Origin of the sequence: Streptomyces sp. NBC_01003 (assembly GCF_045162695.1) — a bacterium.
GTDB lineage: Bacteria > Actinomycetota > Actinomycetes > Streptomycetales > Streptomycetaceae > Streptomyces.
In genome coordinates this window covers 6,634,016-6,659,137 of the sequence record NZ_CP108707.1, presented here as the reverse complement: position 1 = coordinate 6,659,137, position 25,122 = coordinate 6,634,016, and the positions used below count along the sequence as shown (strand labels likewise).

The 25,122-nt window shown below is 71.5% G+C and carries 23 protein-coding genes and 2 tRNA genes; 4 read left to right on the top strand and 21 right to left on the bottom strand.

The features are described from left to right. Nucleotides 1-283: 283 nt before the first annotated feature. On the bottom strand, nt 284-1,270 hold the full coding sequence (gene holA, locus OG698_RS30370; RefSeq protein ID WP_406106791.1) for a DNA polymerase III subunit delta: 987 nt from the start codon (nt 1,268-1,270) through the stop codon (nt 284-286). 57 nt (nt 1,271-1,327) lie between these two features. On the opposite strand from holA, the gene OG698_RS30365 reads away from it, so the two are divergent. After that, on the top strand, nt 1,328-1,573 hold the full coding sequence (locus OG698_RS30365) for a hypothetical protein (protein ID WP_399978164.1): 246 nt from the start codon (nt 1,328-1,330) through the stop codon (nt 1,571-1,573). Between the two features lie 110 nt (nt 1,574-1,683). Here the strand turns inward: OG698_RS30365 and OG698_RS30360 are convergent, their stop codons facing one another. The 6 genes from OG698_RS30360 to leuS all read right to left on the bottom strand — a co-directional run bounded on the left by OG698_RS30360 (nt 1,684) and on the right by leuS (nt 11,514). Beyond that, nucleotides 1,684-2,565 (bottom strand): YceI family protein, encoded by an 882-nt coding sequence (locus OG698_RS30360; RefSeq protein ID WP_406111371.1) that lies wholly within the window; start codon nt 2,563-2,565, stop codon nt 1,684-1,686. A 232-nt stretch (nt 2,566-2,797) separates the two neighbouring features. Then, complete coding sequence (locus tag OG698_RS30355; RefSeq protein ID WP_406106789.1) at nt 2,798-5,452, bottom strand: ComEC/Rec2 family competence protein; 2,655 nt, start codon at nt 5,450-5,452, stop codon at nt 2,798-2,800. Further along, a complete protein-coding gene (locus OG698_RS30350) occupies nt 5,449-6,294 on the bottom strand; it encodes a helix-hairpin-helix domain-containing protein (protein ID WP_406106787.1) in 846 nt (281 codons plus the stop codon). The genes OG698_RS30355 and OG698_RS30350 overlap by 4 nt, the downstream gene beginning before the upstream one ends. 526 nt (nt 6,295-6,820) lie before the next feature. Further along, nucleotides 6,821-7,666: a DegV family protein gene (locus tag OG698_RS30345; RefSeq protein ID WP_326775791.1), complete on the bottom strand. Its 846-nt coding sequence runs from the start codon at nt 7,664-7,666 to the stop codon at nt 6,821-6,823. 63 nt (nt 7,667-7,729) lie between these two features. After that, nucleotides 7,730-8,476 (bottom strand): hypothetical protein, encoded by a 747-nt coding sequence (locus OG698_RS30340; RefSeq protein WP_406106784.1) that lies wholly within the window; start codon nt 8,474-8,476, stop codon nt 7,730-7,732. Between the two features lie 137 nt (nt 8,477-8,613). Continuing rightward, nucleotides 8,614-11,514, bottom strand: a complete 2,901-nt coding sequence (gene leuS, locus OG698_RS30335; protein ID WP_406106782.1) for a leucine--tRNA ligase — start codon at nt 11,512-11,514, stop codon at nt 8,614-8,616. A gap of 603 nt (nt 11,515-12,117) precedes the next feature. Between leuS and OG698_RS30330 the strand changes: the two genes are divergently transcribed. Together OG698_RS30330 and OG698_RS30325 are read left to right on the top strand one after the other, a co-directional pair. Then, nucleotides 12,118-13,257, top strand: a complete 1,140-nt coding sequence (locus OG698_RS30330) for a cytochrome b/b6 domain-containing protein (protein ID WP_406106780.1) — start codon at nt 12,118-12,120, stop codon at nt 13,255-13,257. Further along, complete coding sequence (locus OG698_RS30325) at nt 13,254-14,843, top strand: NADH-ubiquinone oxidoreductase-F iron-sulfur binding region domain-containing protein (protein ID WP_406106778.1); 1,590 nt, start codon at nt 13,254-13,256, stop codon at nt 14,841-14,843. Before OG698_RS30330 ends, OG698_RS30325 begins: the two co-directional genes overlap by 4 nt. A gap of 77 nt (nt 14,844-14,920) precedes the next feature. On the opposite strand, the gene OG698_RS30320 is transcribed toward OG698_RS30325, so the two are convergent. From OG698_RS30320 to OG698_RS30275, 10 genes are all read right to left on the bottom strand, one after another. Beyond that, nucleotides 14,921-14,993: transfer RNA gene (locus OG698_RS30320), tRNA-Ala, on the bottom strand. A gap of 135 nt (nt 14,994-15,128) precedes the next feature. Continuing rightward, nucleotides 15,129-15,362: a hypothetical protein gene (locus OG698_RS30315; RefSeq protein ID WP_016643127.1), complete on the bottom strand. Its 234-nt coding sequence runs from the start codon at nt 15,360-15,362 to the stop codon at nt 15,129-15,131. Between the two features lie 3 nt (nt 15,363-15,365). After that, the gene (locus OG698_RS30310; RefSeq protein WP_406106776.1) at nt 15,366-15,590 is read right to left on the bottom strand and encodes a hypothetical protein; all 225 of its coding nucleotides are present in this window, start codon (nt 15,588-15,590) and stop codon (nt 15,366-15,368) included. A gap of 300 nt (nt 15,591-15,890) precedes the next feature. Further along, a tRNA-Ala gene (locus OG698_RS30305) sits at nt 15,891-15,963 on the bottom strand. Nucleotides 15,964-16,060: 97 nt separating this feature from the next. Next, entirely contained in the window at nt 16,061-16,738 is a 678-nt protein-coding gene (locus OG698_RS30300; RefSeq protein ID WP_406106774.1) for a histidine phosphatase family protein, read from the bottom strand. Further along, a complete protein-coding gene (gene rsfS / locus OG698_RS30295; protein WP_406106773.1) occupies nt 16,735-17,193 on the bottom strand; it encodes a ribosome silencing factor in 459 nt (152 codons plus the stop codon). Before rsfS ends, OG698_RS30300 begins: the two co-directional genes overlap by 4 nt. Nucleotides 17,194-17,317: 124 nt before the next feature. Continuing rightward, nucleotides 17,318-19,024, bottom strand: coding sequence for a LytR C-terminal domain-containing protein (locus OG698_RS30290; RefSeq protein ID WP_406106771.1), 1,707 nt, complete (start codon nt 19,022-19,024; stop codon nt 17,318-17,320). A 16-nt stretch (nt 19,025-19,040) separates the two neighbouring features. After that, nucleotides 19,041-19,703 (bottom strand): nicotinate-nucleotide adenylyltransferase, encoded by a 663-nt coding sequence (gene nadD, locus OG698_RS30285; protein WP_399978140.1) that lies wholly within the window; start codon nt 19,701-19,703, stop codon nt 19,041-19,043. A 47-nt stretch (nt 19,704-19,750) separates the two neighbouring features. After that, complete coding sequence (locus OG698_RS30280; protein WP_199841792.1) at nt 19,751-19,915, bottom strand: hypothetical protein; 165 nt, start codon at nt 19,913-19,915, stop codon at nt 19,751-19,753. Between the two features lie 153 nt (nt 19,916-20,068). After that, entirely contained in the window at nt 20,069-20,233 is a 165-nt protein-coding gene (locus tag OG698_RS30275; protein WP_199841791.1) for a hypothetical protein, read from the bottom strand. 107 nt (nt 20,234-20,340) lie between these two features. On the opposite strand from OG698_RS30275, the gene OG698_RS30270 reads away from it, so the two are divergent. Next, nucleotides 20,341-21,429, top strand: coding sequence for a M48 family metallopeptidase (locus OG698_RS30270; protein WP_406106769.1), 1,089 nt, complete (start codon nt 20,341-20,343; stop codon nt 21,427-21,429). Between the two features lie 12 nt (nt 21,430-21,441). On the opposite strand, the gene OG698_RS30265 is transcribed toward OG698_RS30270, so the two are convergent. The 4 genes from OG698_RS30265 to OG698_RS30250 form a co-directional block, all read right to left on the bottom strand. Next, entirely contained in the window at nt 21,442-22,515 is a 1,074-nt protein-coding gene (locus OG698_RS30265) for a hypothetical protein (RefSeq protein WP_406106768.1), read from the bottom strand. A gap of 101 nt (nt 22,516-22,616) precedes the next feature. Beyond that, entirely contained in the window at nt 22,617-23,204 is a 588-nt protein-coding gene (locus OG698_RS30260) for a hypothetical protein (RefSeq protein ID WP_406106767.1), read from the bottom strand. A gap of 78 nt (nt 23,205-23,282) precedes the next feature. After that, entirely contained in the window at nt 23,283-24,566 is a 1,284-nt protein-coding gene (locus OG698_RS30255) for a glutamate-5-semialdehyde dehydrogenase (protein WP_406106765.1), read from the bottom strand. 62 nt (nt 24,567-24,628) lie between these two features. Then, nucleotides 24,629-25,090 (bottom strand): hypothetical protein, encoded by a 462-nt coding sequence (locus tag OG698_RS30250; protein ID WP_399978132.1) that lies wholly within the window; start codon nt 25,088-25,090, stop codon nt 24,629-24,631. Between the last annotated feature and the right edge of the window lie 32 nt (nt 25,091-25,122).

Below are 25,122 nucleotides of genomic sequence, written 5' to 3'. Positions count from 1 at the left end.
CGTGGCAGGGGCGGGGGCCTGCGTATGTGGGCGGGGGTCCCGTGTGGGCCGGGGCATGCGTGGGCCGGGGCATGCGTGCGCCGGATGGCTTGCGTGGGCCGGATGGCTTGCGTGGGCCGGACGGCTTGCGTGGGCCGGACGGCTTGCGTGGGCCGGACGGCTTGCGTGGGCCGGATGGCTTGCGTGGGCCGGATGGCTTGCGTGGGCCGGACGGCTTGCGTGGGCCGGACGGCTTGCGGGTGTGGGGTGGGGGGCTTGCGGGTGTGGGGTGGGGCTGTGTGGCTCAGCCGCGGCGGGAGCGGGCGGCCCTTGCGATGGTGACCACGGCCTTCTCGAGGGCGTACTCGGGATCGTCCCCACCGCCCTTGACGCCCGCGTCGGCCTCGGCGACGGCCCGCAGCGCGACGGCCACGCCGTCCGGCGTCCAGCCGCGCATCTGCTGGCGCACCCGGTCGATCTTCCACGGCGGCATCCCCAGCTCGCGGGCGAGATCAGCGGGCCGGCCGCCGCGTGCCGACGAGAGCTTGCCGATGGCGCGGACCCCCTGGGCGAGCGCGCTGGTGATCAGCACGGGCGCCACCCCGGTCGACAACGACCACCGCAGCGCCTCCAGCGCCTCCGCGGCGCGGCCCTCGACGGCCCGGTCGGCGACCGTGAAGCTGGAGGCCTCCGCCCGGCCCGTGTAGTACCGGGCGACGACCGCCTCGTCGATGGTGCCCTCGACGTCCGCGCCGAGCTGCGTGACGGCGGACGCCAGCTCCCGCAGGTCACTGCCGATCGAGTCGACCAGGGCCTGGCACGCCTCCGGCGTCGCGGAACGGCCGGTCGCCCGGAACTCGCTGCGCACGAACGCCAGCCGGTCCGCGGGCTTGGTCATCTTGGGGCAGGCGACCTCGCGGGCCCCCGCCTTGCGGGCCGCGTCGAGCAGCCCCTTGCCCTTGGCGCCGCCGGCGTGCAGCAGCACCAGCGTGATCTCCTCGGCGGGCGCCGCGAAGTAGCCCTTCACGTCCTTGATCGTGTCGGCCGAGAGGTCCTGCGCATTGCGTACGACCACGACCTTGCGCTCGGCGAAGAGCGACGGGCTGGTCAGCTCGGCGAGCGTGCCGGGCTGAAGCTGGTCGGACGTGAGGTCACGCACATCCGTGTCCGCGTCGGCGGCGCGAGCGGCAGCCACCACCTGCTGCACGGCGCGGTCGAGCAGCAGGTCCTCCTGCCCCACGGCGAGGGTGACAGGGGCGAGCACGTCGTCTGTTGCAGTCTTCCTGGCCATCGCGGTCAAGCATCCCACGCGGCACTGACAACGCCCGCCGTGCCGGAGAATGGCCGGGTGACCGACGCTCGACATGTACTGGTGCTGCCCGACCGCGACGCCGCTCAGGAGGTGGCCGAGGAGCTTCCCGACCGGTTCGGCGTCACCGAGGAGCCCCAGCTCGTACGCGACGCACTGGCCGGTGAGGACGACGCCGAGGACGCCCAGTGGCTCGTGGTGATCGAGGACCCCACCGGCCGCCTCGACCCCGCCTCACTCGACGAATTCGCCGCGGAGCACGAGGGCTGGCTCGAGGCGCCTTAGCCCGGCGGCATCGGGTCGGCGGCTCCGGGCAGCGGCATCGGGTCGGCGGCATCGAGGCGGCAGTTGAGGGCTGGCCTTCGAGGGCTGACCGTTGAGGACGCTGCGGGGCGTCAGCCCTTCGGGACGATCTGGATGTCGAGCTCGATCTTCACGCTGGAACCGACCGCCGCGATCCCGCGGGCCAACATCGTCTGCCAGTTGACCGTGAAGTCGTCGCGATGCAGCTCCGTGGTGGCGCGGCAGGCGGCGCGGGTCTCCCCCTCCATGCCGTTGCCCAGGCCCAGATACTCCGCGTCGAGCGTGACCGTGCGGGTCACACCGTGCAGCGAGAGCGCGCCGGTGATCGCCCAGCGGCTGCCGCCCTTGTGCAGGAACCGTTCGCTGTAGAACTCGAGCGTCGGGAACTGGTCCACGTCGAGAAAGTCCGCCGACCTGAGATGGTCGTCGCGCATCTTCACGTTCGTGTCGATGGACGACGCATCGATGACCACGTGCATGGCGGACCGCTCGACCCGCTCGGCGATGCGCAGCGCGCCCGCGAACGTGTTGAACCGGCCGTGGATCCGAGCCAGTCCGATGTGCCGCGCAGTGAACCCGACCGACGAGTGCATCGCCTCGATCTCCCAGTCCCCGGCGTCGGGCAGGGCCGGCGGCTGGGCGACCTGAAGCATGACGTCGCCGAGTGAGGAGTACGCGCTCTCGCCGACCGAAGCGTTCCCCCGGTACGGCGTGTAGCCCTCCGCCGTGACCGCGAGCCGGTAGTCACCGGCGGGCACGGCCGCGACGAACGAGCCGAACGGGTCGGCCCCACCACGCACGACCGTGCGCCCCATGGCGTCGCTCACCGCGAACTCGGCGCCCCGCACCGGCTCGTTGACGGGGTCGAGCACCCGGCAGCTGACGAATCCCGCACCGGGCGGCACGCTCACCCCCGCGAGGGGACTTGTTCGTTGAGCCCGGTTCGTACGGTTTCCCAGCCAGCGGCCGACCATGTGCGAGACACCCCAGTGCAGCTTGACACCATCATCAACGAAGATGCATTCGACCATCGTTGCGGCATTCGGGGCAACACAGGCTCACATCGCGGGAATGCCAGAGACTGTCACTGCCTGTCACCGCCTGCACAGAGATGCCTGAATTAGTCATTCCGCTTACCGTTTCGCCAGCTCAGAGGCATTTCTACCGGCCGGTAACGCTACGGGAGCCGCAGGGGCGCGGCACCTGTCACGAACCACCCGTCACCACACCGAGCCCCGCCCCCTCCCCCGACGCCTCCCCGGAACGGACCGAACCGGATCTGTCCTGCCCCGATCCGGTGACCGCCAACGCCCCGTCCCGGTCCGTCCGGAGGACCGCCGCTCCACCGGCCCGCAACTCCGCGACCGTGTGCGCCGACGGATGCCCGTACGGGTTGTCCTCGCCGCACGAAATCAGGGCAAGACGGGGCGCGACCCGCCGCAGGAGTACCGGATCCTGGTAGGCCGATCCGTGGTGGGCGACCTTGAGAACGTCCACGGGTGGCAGGGCCGCCGCCGCGGGGGATCTCAACAGGGCGCGCTGCGCCGGTGGTTCGAGGTCACCCAGGAGCAGCAGGGTGAGGCCCACAGTGCGGACCAGCAGGGTGACGCTCGCGTCGTTCGGGCCGTCCGGGTCGGGAGCGGGTCGCGGCGGCGGCCACAGCACCTGCCATGCGAGCCGGCCCGTCCGCCGCTGCTCCCCCGCGGCGGCCCGGGTCATCGTGATGTGCCGAGCGTCCGCCAACCCCCGGACGAAACGCGCCTGTTCCGGCGGCTCGTCGAACCCTGTCGTCTCGATCGCCCCCACCTGGCGCCCCCGCAGCACCCCGGGCAGACCCGCGACATGGTCCGCGTGAAAGTGGGTCAGCAGGACGAGCGGGACCCGGGTGATCCCGAGCGAGCGCAGACAACGGTCGACCAGCACCGGATCCGGCCCCGCGTCGACCACCACCCCGGCCCCCGCGCCCGCCGCGAGCACCAGCGCGTCCCCCTGCCCCACATCGCACATCACCATCCGCCATCCCGGCGGGGGCCACCCCGTGATCACCCGGGTCAGGGGCCTCGGCTGCATGACCACGAGGATCAGGAGCAGCACACATATCCCCATGACCCACGGGGACTTGAGCACCCGGCGGCCCACGAGGACCACGCCCAGGGTGACCACGGCGAGCAGCAGCCCGCCGCTCGGGCCCCCGGGCCAGTCCACGCCTCCGCCGGGCAGTGCGGCCCCCGCGCGTGCGATGTCCGCGATCCATCCGGCGGGCCAGCTCGCGCACCAGGCGAAGACTTTGGCGACCGGTATCGCCAGCGGCGCGGCGGCCAGGGCGGCGAACCCCAGCACCGTCGCCGGCGCGACCGCGAACTCCGCGAGCAGATTGCACGGCACCGCCACCAGGCTCACCCGGGACGCGATGACCACGACCACCGGCGCACACACGGCCTGCGCCGCCCCGGCCGCCGCGAGCGCCTCCGCCAGGCGCGGCGGACATCTCCGCCGTCGCAGTGCCGCACTCCAGCGCGGGGCGAGGGTCAGCAGCGCGCCGGTGGCCAGGACGGACAGCAGGAACCCGTAACTCCGGGCCAGCCAGGGGTCGTACAGCACCAGCAGCAGTACGACCGTGGCCAGTGCCGGGATCAGGGACCTGCGTCGCCCGGTGCCGATGGCGAGCAGTGCGACGAGCCCGCAGGCCGCCGCCCTGAGCACGCTCGGCTCCGGCCTGCACACGATCACGAAGCCGAGCGTGAGCGCGCCGCCGAGCAGAGCGGTCGCCCGCAACGGGATCCCGAGCCTCGGGGCGAGGCCACGGCGCTCCGCCCGGTGCGCGGTGCCGGGCGGACCGATCAGCAGCGCGAGCAGGATCGTGAAGTTCGCCCCGCTGACCGCCGTCAGGTGCAAGAGGTCAGTGGCCTCGAACGCCTCGTGCAGTTCGGGCGGGACACGAGACGTGTCCCCGACCACGAGCCCGGGAAGCAACGCGCGGGCATCCGCCGGCAGCCCCTCGGTCGCTTCCCGCAGCCCGCCCCTCAGCTTCCCCGCGAACCGCTGAGCCAGGGAGGGTGCGCCGACGATCCGAGGGCTCTCGTCGCGTCCGACGCGGAGCAGGGCCGCGACCCGGCCGCCGCCGGCCGACGCGGGCGCCAGCCCTCCGTGCACGACCAGCCGCGTGCTGGGCAGGAGCGACAGCCACGGCGTCCTCCCCGGGGCGGCGCGGTCCACGTCGACGAGGACCAGAACCGGCGTACGCACCCGCGTCCCGACGCCCGAGGGCCCGCCCCGCCCCGCGTCGCCGACTCTCAGCACATCGGCGGCGATGACGACGGACGAGGGAGCCGCGTGGTCCCCCTCCACACGGGGGCGCGACAGCCGCGGATCGGCTGTCACTTCCAACTCGACCGTCACCCGAGCGAATTGCCGGGCAAGCCCGGGAACGGGACCGCGCGTCAGATCCGCACCGTGCAGCGCGGCCGAGGCCCCGGACGCGGCGACGCAGAGCAGCACGGCGGCCACGGACATACGAGGCCGGAGCGAGAACACTCTGCGGGGAGGGCGGGGTCGCGGGGACCGTAACTCCGGGGACGGGGGCGCGGGCGGTAGTGGTGCTGGGGATCGCGGCTGGGACGGTGACTCGGTCCTCCCCTGCCGCCCCCGTGTCGCCCCTCCCAGTAACAACACTCCCGCCACCGCCGCGCAGGTCAGCGCCAGGGCCGTCACCCACGCCGCCGGAGCGTCCAGCGTCACCGCTGCCGTGGCCCATGCCGCGAGCGCCGGAGGGACGAGACGGAGATCCGCCGGGCCCTCCCGCCGGGGGGCGGCGTCACCCGAAGTGGGGTCCGAGGGCGGTGCAACTCCCGTGCCGTTCATGGCCGTACGAGGTTCTGGAGGTCGGAGAAGCGACGGTCGCCGATGCCGTTGACCTCGCGCAGTTCATCGACGGAACGGAAACCCCCGTGCTCGGTGCGGTAGTCGATGATGTGTTGGGCCAGCACGGGTCCGACGCCCGGCAACGTGTCGAGCTGCTCTGCGGTGGCGGTGTTGAGGCCGATCGGCCCCGCCGCAGCCCCGGTTCCGGCACCCGTCCCGGCGGAACTCGCCGAACCCGCAGAACCGCCCGAGCCGGTCCCTCCGGGTGCCGCCGGTGCGCCCACGACCACCTGCTCGCCGTCCGCCAGCAGTCGCGCCCGGTTGATTCCCGTGGGGTCCACCCCCGGACGGATCCCTCCGGCGGCGCGCAACGCGTCGGCGACCCTGGATCCGGCCGGCAGCCGATGGATCCCCGGACTCCGCACCTTCCCGCTGACGTCCACGACGATCCCCGCCGCAGCCGCCCCGGCCGGCCCGTCCGTCCCGCCCGCAGCCGACGCCCCAGCCGGGGCGGGTGCCGACGGCCCGGCGTCCGGAGCCCGACCGGCGTCGAGCTGACCCGCCGCCCCCTCGGGCGCCGCCGATCGCACCACCTCGGGCGCGCTCACCGGCTGAGCCCGTCCGGTCCAGAAGTGGTGCACGGCGAAGCCCGCCGCCGCGACCAGGACCACGACCAGAGCGATCACGCTCCGCCGCTCGAGCCCGCACCGCGTCTGCATCCACAGCGGCAGCCGCTCCCGCACGGCAAGCCCAGCCCGCTCCCGCCACGAGGGCGTATCCCTCTCGGCCTCGCCCGCCGGTTCGTCCCGCTCCTCCGTGAACTCCCCCGGCGCCGCACCCACCACCCGGACCCCGCCGTCGTCGGAATCGGCATCGACATCCGCCCGAGCCCACCGAGGAGGACGTGAAGACACCGTCCCGGCCCACCGTGGAAGAGGCTGCCGCGCCCACTCAGGCGGATCCGGCGAACTCGGCACACCCGGTGGACCGGGCGAAAGACTCGGCGCGCCGGACCAACCCGGCGGCCCGCCCCGCCCCTGAGCGAATAACGCCTCCGCCCGCAGCCTCAACGCCTCGGCCGACGCCTGCCGATAGCGCCGCCGCACACGCCTACGCCGCTGCCACGTCCCCGACACTCCCCCCGGCGCCACATCTCCGGCAGCCGTCTCGAGCGTCTCCGAACGTACTGCTGTCTCTGAAAGTGCTGCTGTCTCTGAAAGTGCTGATCCAAGTGCCATGCCACGAACGCTAGGCACTCCGCCGAATCCGCGGTGATCTTGCTCAATTCCCGGGGACAACCGGCTAGTTGTGGATAACTCCATCACCCACAAGAACCCCCAGGCTCAGGGCACCGCACCGCAAGGCACCTCACCGAGGCGAAACAACCGCCCCCAACAACCCCGGCCCCGTGTGCGCCCCGATCACCGCGCCGACCTCGCTGACATGCAGGTCCAAGAGCCCCGGCACCCGCTCCCGCAGCTTGTCCGCGAACGTCGCCGCCCTGTCCGGCGCGGCGAGATGGTGCACCGCGATGTCGACCTCGCTCGTGCCCGCGCGCTCGGCGACGATCTCCTGGAGACGGGCGATCGCCTTCGACGAGGTACGCACCTTCTCGAGCAGCTCGATACGACCGCCTTCGAGCTGCAACAGCGGTTTTACGGCGAGCGCCGAGCCGAGGAGGGCCTGGGCGGCGCCGATACGGCCACCGCGGCGGAGGTAGTCCAGGGTGTCGACGTAGAAGTACGCGGACGTGGCGGCGGCCCGCTTCTCCGCCGCGGTCACGGCCTCGTCGACCGTGCCGCCGCCGTCGGCCACCTCGGCGGCGGTGAGCGCGCAGAATCCGAGGGCCATCGCGACCATGCCGGTGTCCACGACTCTGACCGGCACCGGCGCCTCGCGCGCGGCGAGTACCGCGGCGTCGTAGGTGCCGGAGAGTTCGGACGAGAGATGGAGCGAGACGACGCTGGTCGCGCCCTCTTCGGCCAGCTTGCGATAGGTGGCGGCGAAGATCTCGGGGCTCGGCCGGGACGTGGTCACCGGCCGGCGTTTCTGCAGGGCTTCGGCGAGTGAGCGGGTGGAGATCTCGGCGCCCTCTTCGAGGGCCCGGTCGCCAAGGACCACGGTCAGGGGGACCGCGATGATGCCGTGGCGCTCCATCGTCCGCTGCGGCAGGTAGGCCGTTGAATCCGTGACGATCGCGACATGGCGGGACATGAGCTGGAGATTACCTGCCCGGGCCCGTGGACGGCAGCCCGGCCCCGGTGGCCCGGGCGCGCGTCAAGTCGTGCTCTCCGGGCGGGCTTTCTTCTGCCAAGGATAGGCGGGGCGCGGGTCGGTGGGGGAAAGCGCGGGCCGGTCGGGCTCCTCGGCCTGTCCGTCCTGCTGAGTCCCCGGCCAGGTCTGATGCGCGGCAGCGCGCTCAGGGGCCGGGGCCTCGGGCCACGGGGGCGGCGTCTGCGCAGGCTCGGGCGACGGTTCGGTCGTCCAGTGCCGCAGGGCTCCCGCCTCGATGTCGATCTGGGCGCTGAGGGATTCCAGGTCGTCGTCGGCGATCCGGTGGGCGCGGTCCCTGGCCGCCCGGCGCAGGGAGTCGGACGACGCGGTGATCTGTTCCGTCCGCTTGCGCAGATCGGGCAGAAGCTCGGCGAGATGCGCCTTGTCCGGCTCGGTCTCAAGACGCTTGAGGTCGTCGTCCAGCTCGTGGCCGTGCACGCTGAGCCGGCCGAAGAGGTCCAGCGACTCCTTGAGCGAGGCGTCCTCGGCCACGCGCGCGTGGAGAGCGTCCTGCGTCGACCTCATCGACGTACGCAGCTTGAGCCGCAGCTGCGCGAGCTCGCCGGCCGCGCCCGGCTGCACGAAGGTCCGCGCCTTGAGCGTCGTGTCTTCCACGGACCGGCGGGCCTGCGCGACCGTGCGGTCCACTCCGCGCTTGGCGGCGCCGACGACCTTCACCGTCACGTACGCGCCCAGGGCCAGGAACAGTACGAACATGAGCGCCACGATCGCGATCACGGCCTCTCCCATGACGCTCCTCCCGACAAGGTCGGCGGTCCGTCCGCCTCTTCCACGGTAAACGGAAAAGGCAGGCCGGAGGTTCCAGCGGAACCCCCAACCTGCCCGTAGGGAACAACCCTGATCCGGCTGAACGGAGTGGTCGTCGCTCAGGCAGGAACGATGTTCACCAGCTTCGGCGCCCGCACGATGACCTTGCGGATGCCCGCGCCGTCCAGCGCGGCGACGACGCGCTCGTCGGCCAGGGCCACCTTCTCCAGCTCCTCGTCGGAGATCGACGGGGACACCTCCAGGCGCGCCTTGACCTTGCCCTTGATCTGCACGACGCAGGTCACGGACTCGTCCACGACGTACGCGGGGTCGGCGACGGGGAAGTCCTGGTGGACGACGGAGTCGGTGTGGCCCAGCTTGCGCCACAGCTCCTCGGCGATGTGCGGGGCCAGCGGCGCGACCAGCAGCACCAGGCGCTCGGCCACGCTGCGCGACAGCGGGCCGCCCACCTTGGTCAGGTGGTTGTTCAGCTCGGTGACCTTGGCGATGGCGGTGTTGAACCGCATGCCCTCCAGGTCCTGGCGGACGCCGTCGATCGCCTTGTGCAGGGCGCGCAGCGTGGTCCCGTCGATGGCGGAGTCCTCGCTGTCGACGACGGTGGCCTCGCCGCTCGCCTCGTCGACGATGTTGCGCCACAGGCGCTGCAGCAGACGGAACTGACCCACCACCGCGCGCGTGTCCCACGGCCGCGAGACGTCCAGGGGGCCCATCGCCATCTCGTACAGGCGCAGGGTGTCCGCGCCGTACTCGGCGCAGATCTCGTCCGGCGTGACGGCGTTCTTCAGGGACTTGCCCATCTTGCCCAGCAGGCGGGAGACCTTCTCGCCCTCGAAGTAGTACGCGCCGTCGCGCTCCTCGACCTCGGCGGCGGGCACCGCGATGCCGCGGCTGTCGCGGTACACGTAGGCCTGGATCATGCCCTGGTTGTACAGCTTGTGGAACGGCTCGGCCGACGAGATGTGGCCCAGGTCGAACAGCATCTTCGACCAGAAGCGGGCGTACAGCAGGTGCAGCACGGCGTGTTCGGCGCCGCCCACGTACAGGTCGACGCCACCGGTCGGCTGGCCCTCGCGGGGGCCCATCCAGTACTGCTCGATGGCCGGGTCGACCAGCTTCTCGCTGTTGTGCGGGTCCAGGTAGCGCAGCTCGTACCAGCAGGAACCCGCCCAGTTGGGCATGGTGTTGGTCTCGCGGCGGTACTTTCGCGGACCAGCGCCGTCGCCCAGGTCCAGCGTGACGTGGACCCAGTCGTCGTTGCGGGACAGCGGGGTCTCGGGCTGCGTGTCGGCGTCGTCCGCGTCGAACGTGCGGGGGCTGTAGTCGTCGACCTCCGGCAGCTCCAGCGGCAGCATCGACTCGGGCAGCGAGTGGGCGACGCCGTCCTCGTCGTAGACGATCGGGAAGGGCTCGCCCCAGTAGCGCTGGCGGCTGAACAGCCAGTCGCGCAGGCGGAAGTTGACGGTGCCGCGGCCGATGCCGGTGCGCTCCAGCCACTCCGTCATGCGCGCCTTGGCGTCGGTGACGCCCATGCCGTCCACGGAGATCTGGTCGCTCGCGGAATTGACCAGCCGCGCGTCATAGGAGGCGAACGCGTCGTCCCACGTGGAGGTGTCGGTGCCGCGGTCGTCCGAGGGCTCCACGACGCAGCGCATCGGCAGCTCGAAGGCGCGCGCGAACGCGAAGTCGCGGGTGTCGTGCGCGGGGACGGCCATGATCGCGCCGGTGCCGTAGCCCATCAGGACGTAGTCGGCGATGAAGACGGGGACCTGCTCGCCGCTGACCGGGTTGGCCGCGTACGCGCCGGTGAAGACGCCGGTCTTGTCCTTGGCCTCGGCCTGGCGCTCGACGTCGGACTTCGAGGCGGCCTGCTTGCGGTAGGCGGCGACGGCCTCGGCGGGGGTCGCGTGGCCGCCCGTCCAGACGTCGTGCGTGCCCTCGGGCCATGCGGCGGGGACGATCCGGTCCACCAGGTCGTGCTCGGGCGCCAGGACCATGTACGTGGCGCCGAACAGGGTGTCCTGACGGGTGGTGAAGACGGTGATGGCCTCGTCGCCGACGGGGAAGTCGACGCGGGCGCCCTCGGAGCGGCCGATCCAGTTCCGCTGCTGCAGCTTGATCGCCTCGGGCCAGTCCAGGGCGTCCAGGTCGTCCAGCAGGCGGTCCGCGTAGGCGGTGATGCGCATGTTCCACTGGCGCAGCTTGGCCTTGAAGACAGGGTAGTTGCCGCGCTCGGAGCGGCCGTCGGCGGTGACCTCCTCGTTGGCCAGGACGGTGCCCAGGCCGGGGCACCAGTTGACGGGCGCCTCGGAGGCGTACGCCAGCCGGTACTCACTCAGCACGTCGGCCCGCTCGGCCGCGTTCAGCTCGTGCCACGCGCGCGTGGAGTCCGGTACGGCGCGCTCACCGCTCTCGAACTGCGCGATCAGCTGGTCGATCGGACGGGCCTTCTTCGCCTCGTCGTCGTACCAGGAGTTGAAGATCTGAACGAAGATCCACTGGGTCCACTTGTAGTACTCGGGGTCGATCGTGGCGAACGACCGGCGCTTGTCGTGGCCCAGGCCCAGCCGGCGCAGCTGGGACTTCATGTTGACCATGTTGGCTTCGGTGGACGTGCGCGGATGGGTGCCCGTCTGCACGGCGTACTGCTCGGCGGGCAGGCCGAAGGCGTCGAAGCCCAGGGTGTGCAGGACGTTGTGCCCGTTCATGCGCTGGAAGCGCGCGAAGACGTCCGTGGCGATGTAGCCCAGCGGGTGGCCGACGTGCAGGCCCGCGCCCGAGGGGTACGGGAACATGTCCATGACGAACTTCTTGGGCCGGGCGGCCATCGCCCGGTCCGCCTCGGTGTCCCCCGCCAGGTCACCGCTCGGGTTCGGCGCCTCGTACGTGCCGTCGGCGTCCCAGAAGTCCTGCCAGCGTGCCTCGATGTCGGCGGCCATCGCCGCCGTGTAGCGGTGCGGCGCGGCCACCTCGGAAGCGGCAGCGGAATTCGTCTCGCTCATGATCCTCAAAGCTCCATCGATCGTCTCTGCTTACGGAACTGACCGCGCTGGCCAAACAAAAATGCCCCTCGCACAGGAGGGGGCGCCGCGCCGATTCCGATCCGCGATTCGTCAGCGGTCGGGACTGATCAGCGCGGCTCACTAAGCAGAAGGCGTACGGCACGCATGGCGTCAGGGTACCGCAGGGCCCACACGGGCCGCGACGGGCTTTGCGGGGAGCCCCTCGTAGGGCTGCGGGCGGGCCACGGGAGGCCTTCGGAAGGTGCATGGGCCAAGGGTTACTCCGCGTACCGACCCCTATCGGGGCAACACAAAGTCCACACCTCCGATAGATAACAACGAGATAACTCAAACCTCGTACTGGCTGGTATGGGTCGACCTAGAGTGCGGCAGCGGGACCACTTTGCCGAACCATTCGGAGTCGCCCCCATGAACCCTCCACTGAACTCCCCGTTGAACTCCCCGACGAACGGGCAACCGCTGAATCCGTTCCCCCAGCTTCGAAACACCCGGCGCCCCCGGCGCAGGATCCGTCCGTCCCCCGCACCCAGCCGGACGGCACGAGGGGCCCTGTGCGCGGCGGCACTGCTGCTGATACCCCTCGTGGTCCTCGTCGGGAGCGACGCCTTCCGCGCCGCGCTCGACTTCACCACCGGGGTGCTGTCCCTGGTCTCCCTGACGGCGTCCGTCGTCTGGGGCCTGGTCGCCTCCGACCGGCTGTTCCTGACCTCGCGCCAGCGCCTGCTCTCCCAGGGCGTGCACCGGGCCACGGCGGTCGCCTCGATCGGCTTCCTGCTCCTGCACGTCACCGTCAAGCTGGCCCTCGACCATGTGTCCGTGGTCGGCGCACTGATCCCCTTCGGGCTCGGCGTGACCGGCAGCGCGGGCCTGATCGGCCTCGGCTCGCTCGCCGGGCTCCTGATGGTCACCACCGGCGTCACCGGCGCCCTGCGCAAGGCCTTCGCGTCCCCCGCCCAGATCGCCTCCCGCTGGCGCGCCCTGCACATGCTGGCCTACCCCGCCTGGTGCTCCGCGCTGATCCACGGTCTGTACGCGGGCCGGCAGCCGAAGACCTACGTGGTGGTCCTGTACTGCCTGTGCCTGGTCGCTGTGGGCGGTGCGGTCGCCCTGCGCGCGGCGCCGGGACCGGTCAAGCGCAAGGTCGCCGCCCGCGTCCTCGCACTCCTCGACGGCGACGGCAGAACGCAGGGCACCCGCCGCAGGGACGTCACCCGATCCCCGCTGCCCGGCGGCTCCGGCCGCCCCGCACCGTCCGACGCCCGCTTCGACGTGAACCGCGAGCCTCCGCCGCGGCCGCGCGAAAATCCGCTCCCCATGCCGTCCCCCGACATTCCACCGCTCCACGAGGCTCCGGCGCGCCCCGCGTTCGAGCCGCGCCCCGCCACCGCGGGCATCGGCTTCTCGGCCGCCTACCGCGCGGTCTCGGCCCCGGTGGACCCGCTCTTCGGCGACCCGCCCCCCGGGGAGCCCCTGACCCTCCTGGACCTCCAGCCCACCGAGTCCCTCCCGTTCGTCGACCCCGAGCCCCCCGAGCGCTGGCCGGCCCCGTCCCCGCCGCCGCCCGCCCCGGCACCCCCCTCGGCGTACGACCCCACTCTCGACACCCCCTACGGCGGCATCCCGAGCTTCGAGGAAGAGTCCGCCACCGAAACGCTGCCCGGCCCGTTCCAGGCCCCCGCCGCGGGTGAGCCCTGGAACACGCCGCCCGGAGGCATTCAGTGAACACCGCGCTGCCCGACGTCCCCGAAGTCCGCGTCGTCGGTCTCCCCCAGCTCACCTCGGGCTTCGACCTGGTCGAGCGACTCGACCTCGACATGCATCTGAAAGTGCACGGCCCGCTCGAACCGATGGGCGGCGAGCAACTGGCCGCGCTGGCCGAGCAGATATCCCTGCGCGGCCGCGGCGGCGCCGGCTTCCCCTTCGCCAAGAAGCTGCGCGCCGTCGCCCAGTCCGCGATCCGCCGCGGGGTGCGCCCCGTCGTCGTGGTCAACGGCAGCGAGGACGAACCCGCCTGCCGCAAGGACACGGTCCTGATCAACCGCGCCCCGCACCTCATCCTCGACGGCGCGCTCCTGGTCGCCGAGGCGCTCGGCGCCCGCACGCTCGTGGTGGGCGTGACCCGCGACTCCACCGAGGCGTCCATGCAGGCCGCGCTCCTCGAAAGGGGCCTGTCCAACCGCCGTGGCGCCCCGCTCCGCGCGCGCGTGCAGCGCAACCCCGTACGCATGGTCACCGGGGAGTCCTCCGCGCTGATCCGCTCGGCGGACGGCGGCCCCCCGGTGCCTCCGGGCCGCAAGGTGCGCGCCTCCGACTCCGGGGTGGGCGGCGCGCCCACGCTGCTGTCGAACGCCGAGACGTTCGCCCAGCTCGCCGTAGCGGCCCGCACCGGACCCGAGCGCTACTGCCGCACGGGCCTGCGCGACGAGCCCGGCACGATCCTGCTGACCGTCTCCGGAGCCGTCGCCCGCCCGATGGTCCTCGAAGTCCCGGCGGGGGTGCCCCTGAGTTACGTGCTCCAGCTCGCGGGCGCCCCGCCGATGCCCCAGGGCGTGCTCACGGGCGGCTACCACGGCAAGTGGCTCGACGCCTTCACTGCGCAGGAGGCGGTGGTCTCCCGCGCCTCCCTGGAGGCCGCCGGTGGCGCGCTCGGCGCGGGCGCGATCCTGCCGATAGGCCCGGACACCTGCCCGCTCGGCGAGGCGCTCCGGGTGGCGCAGTGGCTGGCCTCGGAGAGCGCGGGCCAGTGCGGTCCCTGCTATCTGGGTCTGCCGGCGGCGGCGCGCGGCCTGGAGGACGTACTGAACGGCGGCGGCCCCACCGCCCTCGAAGCCCTCCAGCAGGTCACCAGGGCGGTGAAGCGGCGCGGCGCGTGCAAGCACCCGGACGGTTCGGCGGCGTTCCTGGAGTCGACGATCTCGGCGTTCACGGACGATCTCGCCGCGCACGTCCTGGGCGGCGGCTGCGGGCGCCCCGTGCAGGGCGTGCTGCCGCTGCACACGGAGGCGCCGCAGGGCGAGTCCCCCAGCGGCCGGCGGCTCGCCGTGGACTGGACGCTGTGCGAGGGCCACGGCCTGTGCGCGGACATCATCCCGGAGCTGATCCAGCTGGGCCCGGACGGCTATCCCTCGGTGGCGGAGGCCCCGGTGGCGCGCTATTCGGAGGCGCGCGCCGTACGAGCCGTGCGCCGGTGCCCCGCGCTGGCGCTGCGTATCGAGGAGGACCCGGCGGCGGCTCCGGCCCGTCCGGCCCTGCCGCCCGCGCTCCCGCCGGGCCGCGGGCGCAGGGCCCTGGGCAGCGGGCGCGGCTGACGCCCGCGGGCGCTGCGTGACGGCATACGAAAGCGGGCCACCCTGTTCGGGTGGCCCGTCTTCATGTCCATCTACTGTGGAGCTAAGGAGAATTGAACTCCTGACCTCCTGCATGCCATGCAGGCGCTCTACCAACTGAGCTATAGCCCCTCGCGTCCATGCGGCGGAGCCGCATGTTCACTGTGTCGCCCGGTTTCCCCGGCGGCGACGCCAACATTACCGGGCACCCGGTGCATCACCAAATCGTTTCCACCCTGGCCCGATTTGCCCGAATTTAAGGCACCCTCAGGCCGTGGCGAACGAATAGAACCGCTTGAGCGTGCAGTGCTCGTCGAGCAGCCGGCCGTAGATCGGCTCACCCTCCAGTTCCCGATACGTCTCGATCGGGTCGCCTTTTATGATCAGCGCCCGCGCGCACTCCTCGCACCAGTACTGGTAGTCGGGGTTGACCGGCTCCATGTCCCTGACGATGGGCGTGCCGCTGCCGCACCAGTCGCACTTCCTCCTGTGTGCACCCATCGATCAGCTCCAGCTGTGGCCGCAGGCCGTGCACACGTACGAGATCCCGCCGTTGTCGCCGAGCATCTGCGCGACGTGGAAGGAGCCGCAGGACGGACAGTCGAGGAAAGAGAAAGTAGACGGAGAAGAGGAGGGGGAAGGAACGTGCTGCCCGGAATGGGCTGCTTCGGCCGGTCTCACTGTCACGCCGAGGGGGCGGTCGGCCGCCTCGGTGATGCGCGCGGGCATCGCGTTCTCCCTCCCGTCGGGCCGACTTCGTCGTTCGGACGCGGCCCTCTACCGGCCGTCCGATTCTGCCACGGCCGGAGCATCACGGTCAGCGACGCATGCGTACCGGTCCGGACACGGCGCCGAGTTCGCCCGCTCCGGCCAGCACTTACGCACACACCGACACACGAGGACCACATCCGCAGACCTATACGCCCCCGGGACACCAAGCGCCTCAAGGCAGTTGGAAAGAGTGTGCCGGGTAACAAAAAATCCCGCCCTTACCCGGACGGGATCTTTGTGAAGCGGACGCTTCGACTGTGGAGCTAAGGAGAATTGAACTCCTGACCTCCTGCATGCCATGCAGGCGCTCTACCAACTGAGCTATAGCCCCTTGCGTTCTCCCCGCTCTGCGCGGCTGCGAACAAGAAGAACTTTAGCCTGCGACCTGCCGGAAAGTGAAATCCGGCCGTCCGGCCCCCGTCGGGGGCTCAGTCGTCGTCGCCGAGCACCGGCTCCGGGAGCGTGCCCGCGTTGTGCTCGAGCAGCCGCCAGCCGCGTGCGCCCTGGCCGAGGACGGACCAGCAGCAGTTGGAGAGGCCGCCGAGGCCTTCCCAGTGGTGGGACTCGAGACCGAGGAGGCGCCCGATGGTGGTGCGGATCGTGCCGCCGTGGCTGACCACGACGAGTGTGCCGTCCTGCGGCAGCTTCTCCGCGTGACCGAGCACGATGGGAGCGGCCCGGTCGGCTACCTCCGTCTCGAGCTCGCCGCCGCCGCGGCGCACCGGCTCGCCGCGCTTCCACGCGGCGTACTGGTCGCCGTAACGGGCGATGATCTCGTCGTGCGTGAGGCCCTGCCACTCACCGGCGTAGGTCTCGCGCAGGCCCTCGTCGTGCGTGACGTCGAGGCCCGTGAGCGCGGCCAGCTCGGCGGCCGTGGCGGAGGCCCTGCTGAGGTCGGACGCGACGATGGCGTCCGGCTTCAGCGAGGCGAGCAGCCGGGCGGCCCGGCGGGCCTGGGCGACGCCGGCCTCGGTCAGGCCGATGTCCGTGGAGCCCTGGAAGCGGCGCTCCAGGTTCCAGGCGGTCTGGCCGTGGCGCCACAGGATGACGCGCCGTCCGCGGGCCGGTCCCCCGGCCGGTCCGGTGCCGGCCCCCGCGGCGGTCAACGCAGCTCTCCGCCCAGCTCGCGAAGCTCCCCGGCCTCCTCCGCGGCCTGCGTCGCCTGGGCGTGCTCCGCCGCCTTGCCGCGGGTGGCCTTGGCGTCCGCGGGAAGCTCCAGCTCGGGGCAGTCCTTCCACAGGCGCTCGAGGGCGTAGAAGACGCGCTCCTCGCTGTGCTGGACGTGGACGACGATGTCGACGTAGTCGAGGAGGATCCAGCGGGCGTCGCGGTCGCCCTCACGGCGGACCGGCTTGGCGCCGAGCTCCTTGTTCAGGCGCTCCTCGATCTCGTCGACGATCGACTTGACCTGGCGGTCGTTGGGCGCGGAGGCCAGCAGGAAGGCGTCGGTGATCGACAGCACATCGCTGACGTCGTACGCGATGATGTCGTGCGCGAGCTTGTCGGCAGCCGCCTGTGCGGCGGCGGTGATGAGCTCGATGGAGCGGTCAGTGGCGGTCACTACAAGGCTTTCCGTCGGCGGGCAGTAATCCCTTGAAGGGATACCCCAAGGGTCTCACGGACCGCCGACGGCCCTTACTGGATTGCCCGGCCGGACAGGCGCGCCCCCGCGGCCGGGCGCGCGCCTACTGTCCGCCCGTGTAGTTCTGCCCGAGGACCACGGACACGTCCGCGTTCGCCACGGTCTTCCCCTTGCGCACCGCGCTCGTCGGCAGGCCCAGGGTCTTGGCGACCTCGACGGCGTCCTGCTTGCGGTCGTCGTCCTGATACGTGACCTGCGACGCGGCCTGGGCCGGGGTGCCCGTCCCGGCGTCGACGAAGGTGTAGCCGCCGTTGACCAGCGTGACCCTGGCCTTCTCCGTGCGGGTCTTCACGCCCGTGGCGTTCTTGATGCCGACGCGTACGGAGGCGTCCTTGCCGGGGTTCTTCACCGTGCCGCCGAGGACGTCCTTGACGACGCTGCCGGTGGCCTGCTCGGAGAGGGTGCCGTCCTGCTGCACGGGCAGGAGCGCGGTCTTGTAGTCGCCGCCCTTGGCCCGGTCGGCGAGCTTGGCGAGGAACGCGCCGAGGTCCTTCTCGCCCAGCGAGGGGTCGAGGATCTGGGCGAGGGACTGGACGGTGACCGTGGCGGCGTGCGGGTCGGACGACAGCTTGCGCAGCACGCCCTGCATGACCTGGCCGAACCGCATGAGCTGCGCGGTGTCGGACTCGCCGGGCGCGCGGTAGGTGGCGTACGCGACCGCCATGGGGCCGCTCAGCGTCTGCTGCTTCCCCTTCTTGACCAGCGGGGACGTCGACGTCGCCTTCTTCCCGTCCTTCCCGGACTTGGCGGCCGGGTCGGGGACGTCGGCGTTCGTGTCGATATCGATGTTGCCGACGAGTTCGACGAGGTTGTTGAGGTACGGGGTGTCGAGCCGCCACGTGCCCTCGACGTCCGTGCCGAGGACCGTGTCGATGGCTTCGCGCGTACCGGAGGACCCGTCGCCGTCGACGGACTTGCCGAGCGTCGTCGCGCTGCCCTCGTCGTCCGTCAGGGCAAGGGAGTTGGGGAGCAGGACGGTGGTGCCCTGCTTGGTGGTGGTGTTGTTGACGAGCAGCGCGGTGGAGGTGCCGCCGCCCTTGGTGTTGTGCATGTGGACGACGATCACGTCGCGGTTCTGCGGGCCCGCGGTGTCGGCGGCACCCTTGCCGGAGTCCTTGGAGCCGAAGCCGGGCAGCTTGCCCGCGTACCAGAGGTAGCCGACGCCGCCGGTCACACAGAGCACGAGGACGACGACGAGGGCGACGATCCGGCTGCGGCCGCGGCGGCGGGCCTCCTCGCGGCGCTCGGTGCGCGACTCGGTGAACTTCAGCCAGTCGATGACGTCTTCGGAGTTCTCGTCCGGCTCCTCGACGAAGGAGAACTGCTCGGTCTGGTACTCGGGCGCCCCGTCACGTCGATCGCGCGCGGCGGGCTCGGTCCGGGGAGCGGCCTGCGCCGGGATGTGGGCGGTCGCGGTCTGCTCCTCGACCCGCTGCTGCTGCCCCGTTCCCGCGGCGGTCCCGTAGGGGTCGTAGGAAGGGGGCGGTCCCTGCTGCGCGGGCGCACCCGCCCCGTAGGGGTCGTACGTGTCGTACGAGGGCACCGGCGGCTGCTGGCCGGTGGCGTACGGGTCGTAGCCGTAGCCCTGGTCCTGGGACTGCTGCGGGTACTCGTACTGCGCAGGCTGCTGGGGCACCTGCCGGTACACGGGCTGCCCGTACTCGTCGTAGCCGACGAGCTCGTACTGGTCGGACGTGTTGGACGCGTCCCCCGAGTAACTGCCCGAGTAACCGTCGTATCGGTCGTTCACCGGTGCCCCTCTCGGCTCACTCGCCGCGGTACAGCTCGCGCTTGTCGATGTAGCGCACCACACCGTCCGGGACCATGTACCAGACGGGGGCACCCTTGGCGACCCTCGCACGGCAGTCCGTGGACGAGATGGCGAGGGCCGGCACCTCGACGAGCGAGACGCCGCCTTCCGGCAGACCGGGATCGGTCAGCGGGTGGCCCGGCCGGGTGACCCCGATGAAGTGCGCCAGGGAGAACAGTTCTTCCGTGTACCGCCAGGTGAGGATCTGACCCAGGGCGTCGGCGCCGGTGATGAAGAAGAGGTCCGAGTCCGGATTGAGCGCGCGCAGATCGCGCAGTGTGTCCGTGGTGTACGTCGGCCCGCCGCGGTCGATGTCGATACGGCTCACCGAGAACTGCGGGTTCTCGGCGGTCGCGATGACCGTCATCAGATAGCGGTCCTCGGCCGGAGTGACAGAGCGGTCCGCCTTCTGCCACGGCTGCCCGGTGGGTACGAACACGACCTCGTCGAGGTGGAACTGCGCGGCGACCTCGCTGGCCGCCACCAGGTGTCCGTGGTGGATCGGGTCAAACGTTCCGCCCATGACGCCGAGACGCCGCTTGGCGGTGCTGATCCGGGCCCGATCCGGGCCGCCGGCCGGGCCGTTCACCGGGCCGGTAGGCATGTCCTGCTCTCCCATGCGTGCAGAGCCTACTGGCCCGGTCGGGGTGCCTTCGCCGTCAGGGTCTAGCGGTCCCGGTTGAAGCGGGTGACGATCCACAGCATCAGCAGCAGCAGGAACAGGGCGCCGCCGCCGGTGAGGTAGGGGCTGAGGCTCGGGTGGTTGCCGCCGTGCTCGCCGCCCTCGGCGGCGAGGGTGGCCAGCTGGGCAGCGGTGCTGTGGAGGCTCATCGTCAGCAGGACCTATCCGGGTGAGACGGGATGGGGAGTCGGGATCTGGGTGGTGACATGAGGTCTGGATAAAGACTTCCCGCTCATCGTATGCGGGGGTGTCCTCGGCGATCACGCCGACTCTGCCGTACGCGCGTCCGTCCCGCAGCGCTGTCAGTCGTCGCGCTTGTAGCCGCGCAGCAGGAACCAGCCCAGGAACACGCTGCCGAGGAAGCCCACGACGATGACGATGCGCAGCAGATTGCCCGCGCCCTGCTGGTCGGAGGCTGCGGCGCTGACCGCCTGGGTGAGCCAGGCTGCGTCGGGTGTGTGCTCCATGGCGTTTCGCTCCTTCAGTGTGCTGCCCCGCCACGGTATCTCCGCCTACTGTGGAGACCTCCTCGGGGGCACAACCGAACACGACGGCACACGAACATGGGGGACGCATGCCCGACGTCAACGACGGCAACGACGACCAGCGCGAGCACGTACCGAGCAGGCAGCGGCGGCGCTTCGAGGGGATCTCCTCGCGGGCGTACGAGCACCCGGCGGACCGTTCGGCCCTGGTGGCGCTGCGCAAGCTCACCGGTTTCGACACGGTGTTCAAGGCGCTCAGCGGGCTGCTGCCCGAGCGCAGTCTGCGCCTGCTGTTCCTGTCGGACTCGGTCCGGGTCTCCGACGACCAGTTCGCGCACCTCAACGACATGCTGCGGGACGCCTGTTACATCCTGGACCTGGAGAAGGTCCCGCCGATGTACGTCAACCAGGACCCCCAGCCGAACGCGATGTGCATCGGCCTGGACGAGCCGATCATCGTCGTCACGACCGGCCTGGTGGAGCTGCTCGACGAGGAGGAGATGCGGGCGGTCGTCGGCCACGAGGTGGGCCACGCACTGTCCGGCCACTCGGTCTACCGGACGATACTGCTGTTCCTGACCAGCCTGGCGCTCCGCGTCGCGTGGATCCCGCTCGGCAACCTCGCGATCATGACGATCGTCACCGCGCTGCGCGAGTGGTTCCGCAAGTCGGAGCTGTCGGCGGACCGCGCCGGCCTGCTGGTCGGCCAGGACCTCAACGCGTCGATGCGCGGCCTGATGAAGATCGCGGGCGGCAACCATCTGCACGAGATGAACGTGGACGCGTTCCTCAAGCAGGCCGAGGAGTACGAGGCCGGGGGCGACCTGCGCGACTCCGTGCTGAAGATCCTCAATGTGCTGCCGCGTACGCACCCCTTCACCACGGTCCGCGCGGCCGAGCTGAAGAAGTGGGCCGCGACCCGCGACTACCAGCGGATCATGGACGGCCACTACCCGCGCCGCACCGAGGACAAGGACACCTCGGTCACCGACTCGTTCCGCCAGTCGGCCTCGCACTACGCGGACAACATGCGCAACTCCAAGGACCCGCTGATGAAGCTGGTCACGGACATCGCGGGCGGCGCGGGCGACCTGGGCGGCAAGCTGCGCGGGAAGTTCGGCGGCGGCAACGGCGGCGCGAACACGGGCAACCACGGGACGCCGGAGGACGGCAAGTAGGTCCCGCGCGGCTCAGAGCGAAGGCTGGGCGCCCGGCGAGAGAGCACCGCACAGCGAGGCGGTGCCGCCCGTGGCGTACGGGTCGGTGCCGGCCGGGCCGCCCTCCTTCGGTGCCTGCCCCGCGAGCAGCGGGTGCAGATGGGCGGCCGAGTCGACGGAGCAGGACAGCGGCCCGGCCTGCGTATAGCTGACGAGCACCTCGGCCTGGTGCATGCGCAGGTCGTCACGGTCGAAGCGGAAGTGCAGCTCGCGGCGGACGGTGAACAGGGACGCCTTCGCGTCGGAAGCGGCGCCGGCCGGGCGCAGCGCGTAGACGAAGGTGTGGTTGGAGACGACCTCGAGGATGTCCGCGTCGGACTCCGTGGCGCGCAGGGTGCCCTGGACGCGGATCCCGGTGTCGGCGAGCTCGGCCTGCTTCGGGTCGAAGCGGACGAGCCAGCCGGTGGCCTCGTGCCGTCCGTCGGCGGCGGGCCGGTCGAAGCTCCGGTCGAACTGGTCGAGCTGCTGCGGGTCGAGCAGGATCCGCACGGGCCGCACGGCCTTCCCGGTGAGCACGTCGGGGTCGAGCGAGGACTCGACGAGATAGTCCTTGACGGTGGTCAGGGCGGCGTAGACCTGGCTCTCGGAGAAGTGCGAAGTGTGCTGCTCCGGGGGCAGGTTGATGCCTTCGGCGGCCGTCCTGAACTCGGCGGCGGGGCTGTGCTCGTAGAGCTGGGACACCGAGGCGGCGCCGGGCACCTTGCCCTGCGGCGAGAGCGGGATGACGGTCATGCGCAGCGGTTCGGGCCGGCGGGCGGTGGCGGGGCTCTGGTACGGGTTGCGTACGCCCATGTAGATCGCGGTGCCGAACGCGACAACGATCAGGATGACGAGGATGACGGCCTGCCGGGTGAAGCCGCGGCGCAGTCCGGGGCGCCGGCGTACGGCGGGCGCGTGGTCGGTGATGCGCTCCTGCGCGGAGAACTCCTGGAGCCGGGCAGCGCGGATGAACGACTCGTCGAAGACGACGGATCGGTACTCGTCCTCGCCACCACCGCCGGGAGCGCTCTCGGGGGTCCCCTCCGGTGGGTCTCCTGGCTCGCCCATACCTTCAGAGTAGGTCTGCCGGGGGTCCGGTAAACGCCCTGGTACACGACAACTTCCGACAGGTTCTCAACCCTGTGCTCACGGGGTGTACCCGTCCGTGGTCAGGGGGTCCGCGGGGTCGCGGGGACCGGTGGCCGGGAGTAGTCGGCCGAGGCGCTGGGGGTGATCGGGAAGCCCTTCTCCAGCTCGGTCGTCGCGGGCGGCGGGACCCGGTCCTGGCGGCCGCCCGACGAGGCGCCGCGGTAGACGGCGGTGAAGGCGAGCGCGACCATGCCGATGCCCATGACGAGGGCGAGCAGCCAGGCGACGGGGCGGCGCCAGCGCACCTTCGCGGCGCCGGGGCGCGGGTAGCCGTCCTCGTCGACATCGGGGTCGTAGAGGTCGTCCACGTCCGGGCCGTGGGCGTAGCCGCCTCGCGGGTCGGGGCCGTACCCGTCGTCGTAGAGGTCGTCGTCGACCGCGGAGCCACGCGTGCGGGCCCTTCGTGCCTCGGCTTCCTGGGCCTCGGCGCGCGCCTGCGCCGCGGCGAGCAGCCGCTCGACCGCGGTGGGTTCATGGACCTCGGCGGCTTTCACGAAGTCCTCGTCGAAGACCACGGAGGCGAACTCTTCGTCCGCACCCCCGCGGTCGCGGTCGTCGTCGGGCTCCCAGCCGTCAGGGAACGGCGTGCCCCCCACGTCCTCCGGCACGCGTCCAGAGTAGACCTGGGGGGTCGTTTTGGGCAGTCGGTGCGGGAATTCCCTTTGTTCCCGTCCGCATGCCCGCGACTACCGGGTGTGGCCGTCGCCGGTCACGATGTACTTGGTGCTCGTGAGCTCCGGAAGGCCCATGGGGCCCCGGGCGTGGAGCTTCTGGGTGGAGATGCCGATCTCGGCGCCGAAGCCGAACTGGCCGCCGTCGGTGAAGCGCGTCGAGGCGTTCACGGCGACCGTGGTGGAGTCGACCAGTTGGGTGAAGCGGCGGGCCGCCTGCTGCGAGGTGGTGACGATGGCCTCGGTGTGGCCGGAGGACCAGAGGCGGATGTGCTCCACCGCGGCGTCCAGGGAGTGCACGACGGCGGCCGCGATGTCGTACGAGAGGTATTCGGTCTCCCAGTCCTCGGGGGTCGCCTCGACGACGGTGGCCTTGGAGCCCTCGGCGTACGCGAGGACGCGCTCGTCGGCGTGCACGGTGACGCCGGCCTCGGCGAGGGCCGCAAGGGCGCGGGGCACGAAGGCGTCGGCGATGTCCTGGTGGACGAGGAGGGTCTCGGCGGCGTTGCAGACGCTGGGGCGCTGCGCCTTGGAGTTGATCAGGATGTCGACGGCCATGTCGAGGTCCGCGTGGGCGTCGACGTAGACGTGGCAGTTGCCGGTGCCGGTCTCGATGACGGGGACGATCGAGTTCTCGACGACGTTCTTGATGAGGGAGGCGCCGCCGCGCGGGATGAGGACGTCGACCAGGCCGCGCGCCCGCATCAGCTCGTTGACGGAGTCGCGGCTCTCCCCGGGCACGAGCTGGATGGCGTCTGCGGGCAGCCCGGAGCCGCCGACCGCGTCGCGCAGCACCCGCACGAGGGCGGTGTTGGACTCGTACGCGGACGAACTTCCGCGCAGGAGAACGGCGTTGCCCGACTTGAGGCAGAGGGCGGCGGCGTCCACGGTCACGTTCGGGCGGGCCTCGTAGATGATGCCGACGACGCCGAGCGGGACGCGGACCTGGCGCAGGTCGATGCCGTTCGGGAGGGTGTTGCCGCGGACGACCGTGCCGACCGGGTCGGGCAGGGCGACGACGTCGCGCACGTCGGCGGCGATGGCGCGGACCCGCTCGGGCGTGAGCGTGAGGCGGTCGATGACCGACTCGCCGGTGCCGGCCTCGCGGGCGCGGGCGATGTCCTTGGCGTTCGCCTCGACGATCTCGGCCGTGCGCACTTCGAGGGCGTCGGCGATCGCGGCGAGAGCGTCGTCCTTCGCGGCCCGCGGCAGCGGGGCGATCACGCCGGCCGCGGACCGGGCGCGGTAGGCGGCCTGGGTGACGGGGGTCATCGAGTCGTACGGCGAGAGCGAGGTCATATCTGCAGGGTAGTGGGCGCGCCGGGGCCGTCCGGCGGCTGTTCCGAACCCTGAGATGTGACCTAAAACGGGTGTACGCCGACCGGGGTGGCCGGCAGGGGCCCGTAGCCCTCGGCTATGCGCTGGTGGTACGTGTCGCGGTCGATGACCTCGAGGCCGACGATCTCCCACGGCGGGAGCTGGGAACTCTGGCGGTGCTCGCCCCACAGGCGCAGCGCCACGGCGGCCGCGTCGTGCAGGTCGCGGGCCTCTTCCCAGTAGCGGATCTCGGCATGGTCGACGGCGTACCGGCTCGTCAGCAGAAAGGGATGGTCGTGCGCCAGTTGTTCGAGTCCCCGCCGAACCTCGGTGAGGGGCGCGTCGGCGCCGGAGACGCTGAGAGTGACATGCCAGAGGCGGGGGCCTTCCTCCGTCACGACGCTCTCCTCCTGCCCGCTGCCCTGGTACGACTCGCCGGCCGCGACGCTGGTCAGTGCCCGCTCCGCCGACCCTCGGGACGTCGCCCCCGGGCGCGCTCGTCTCACGACGGCCTCCTTTGCGCAATGGTCGTGCGGAA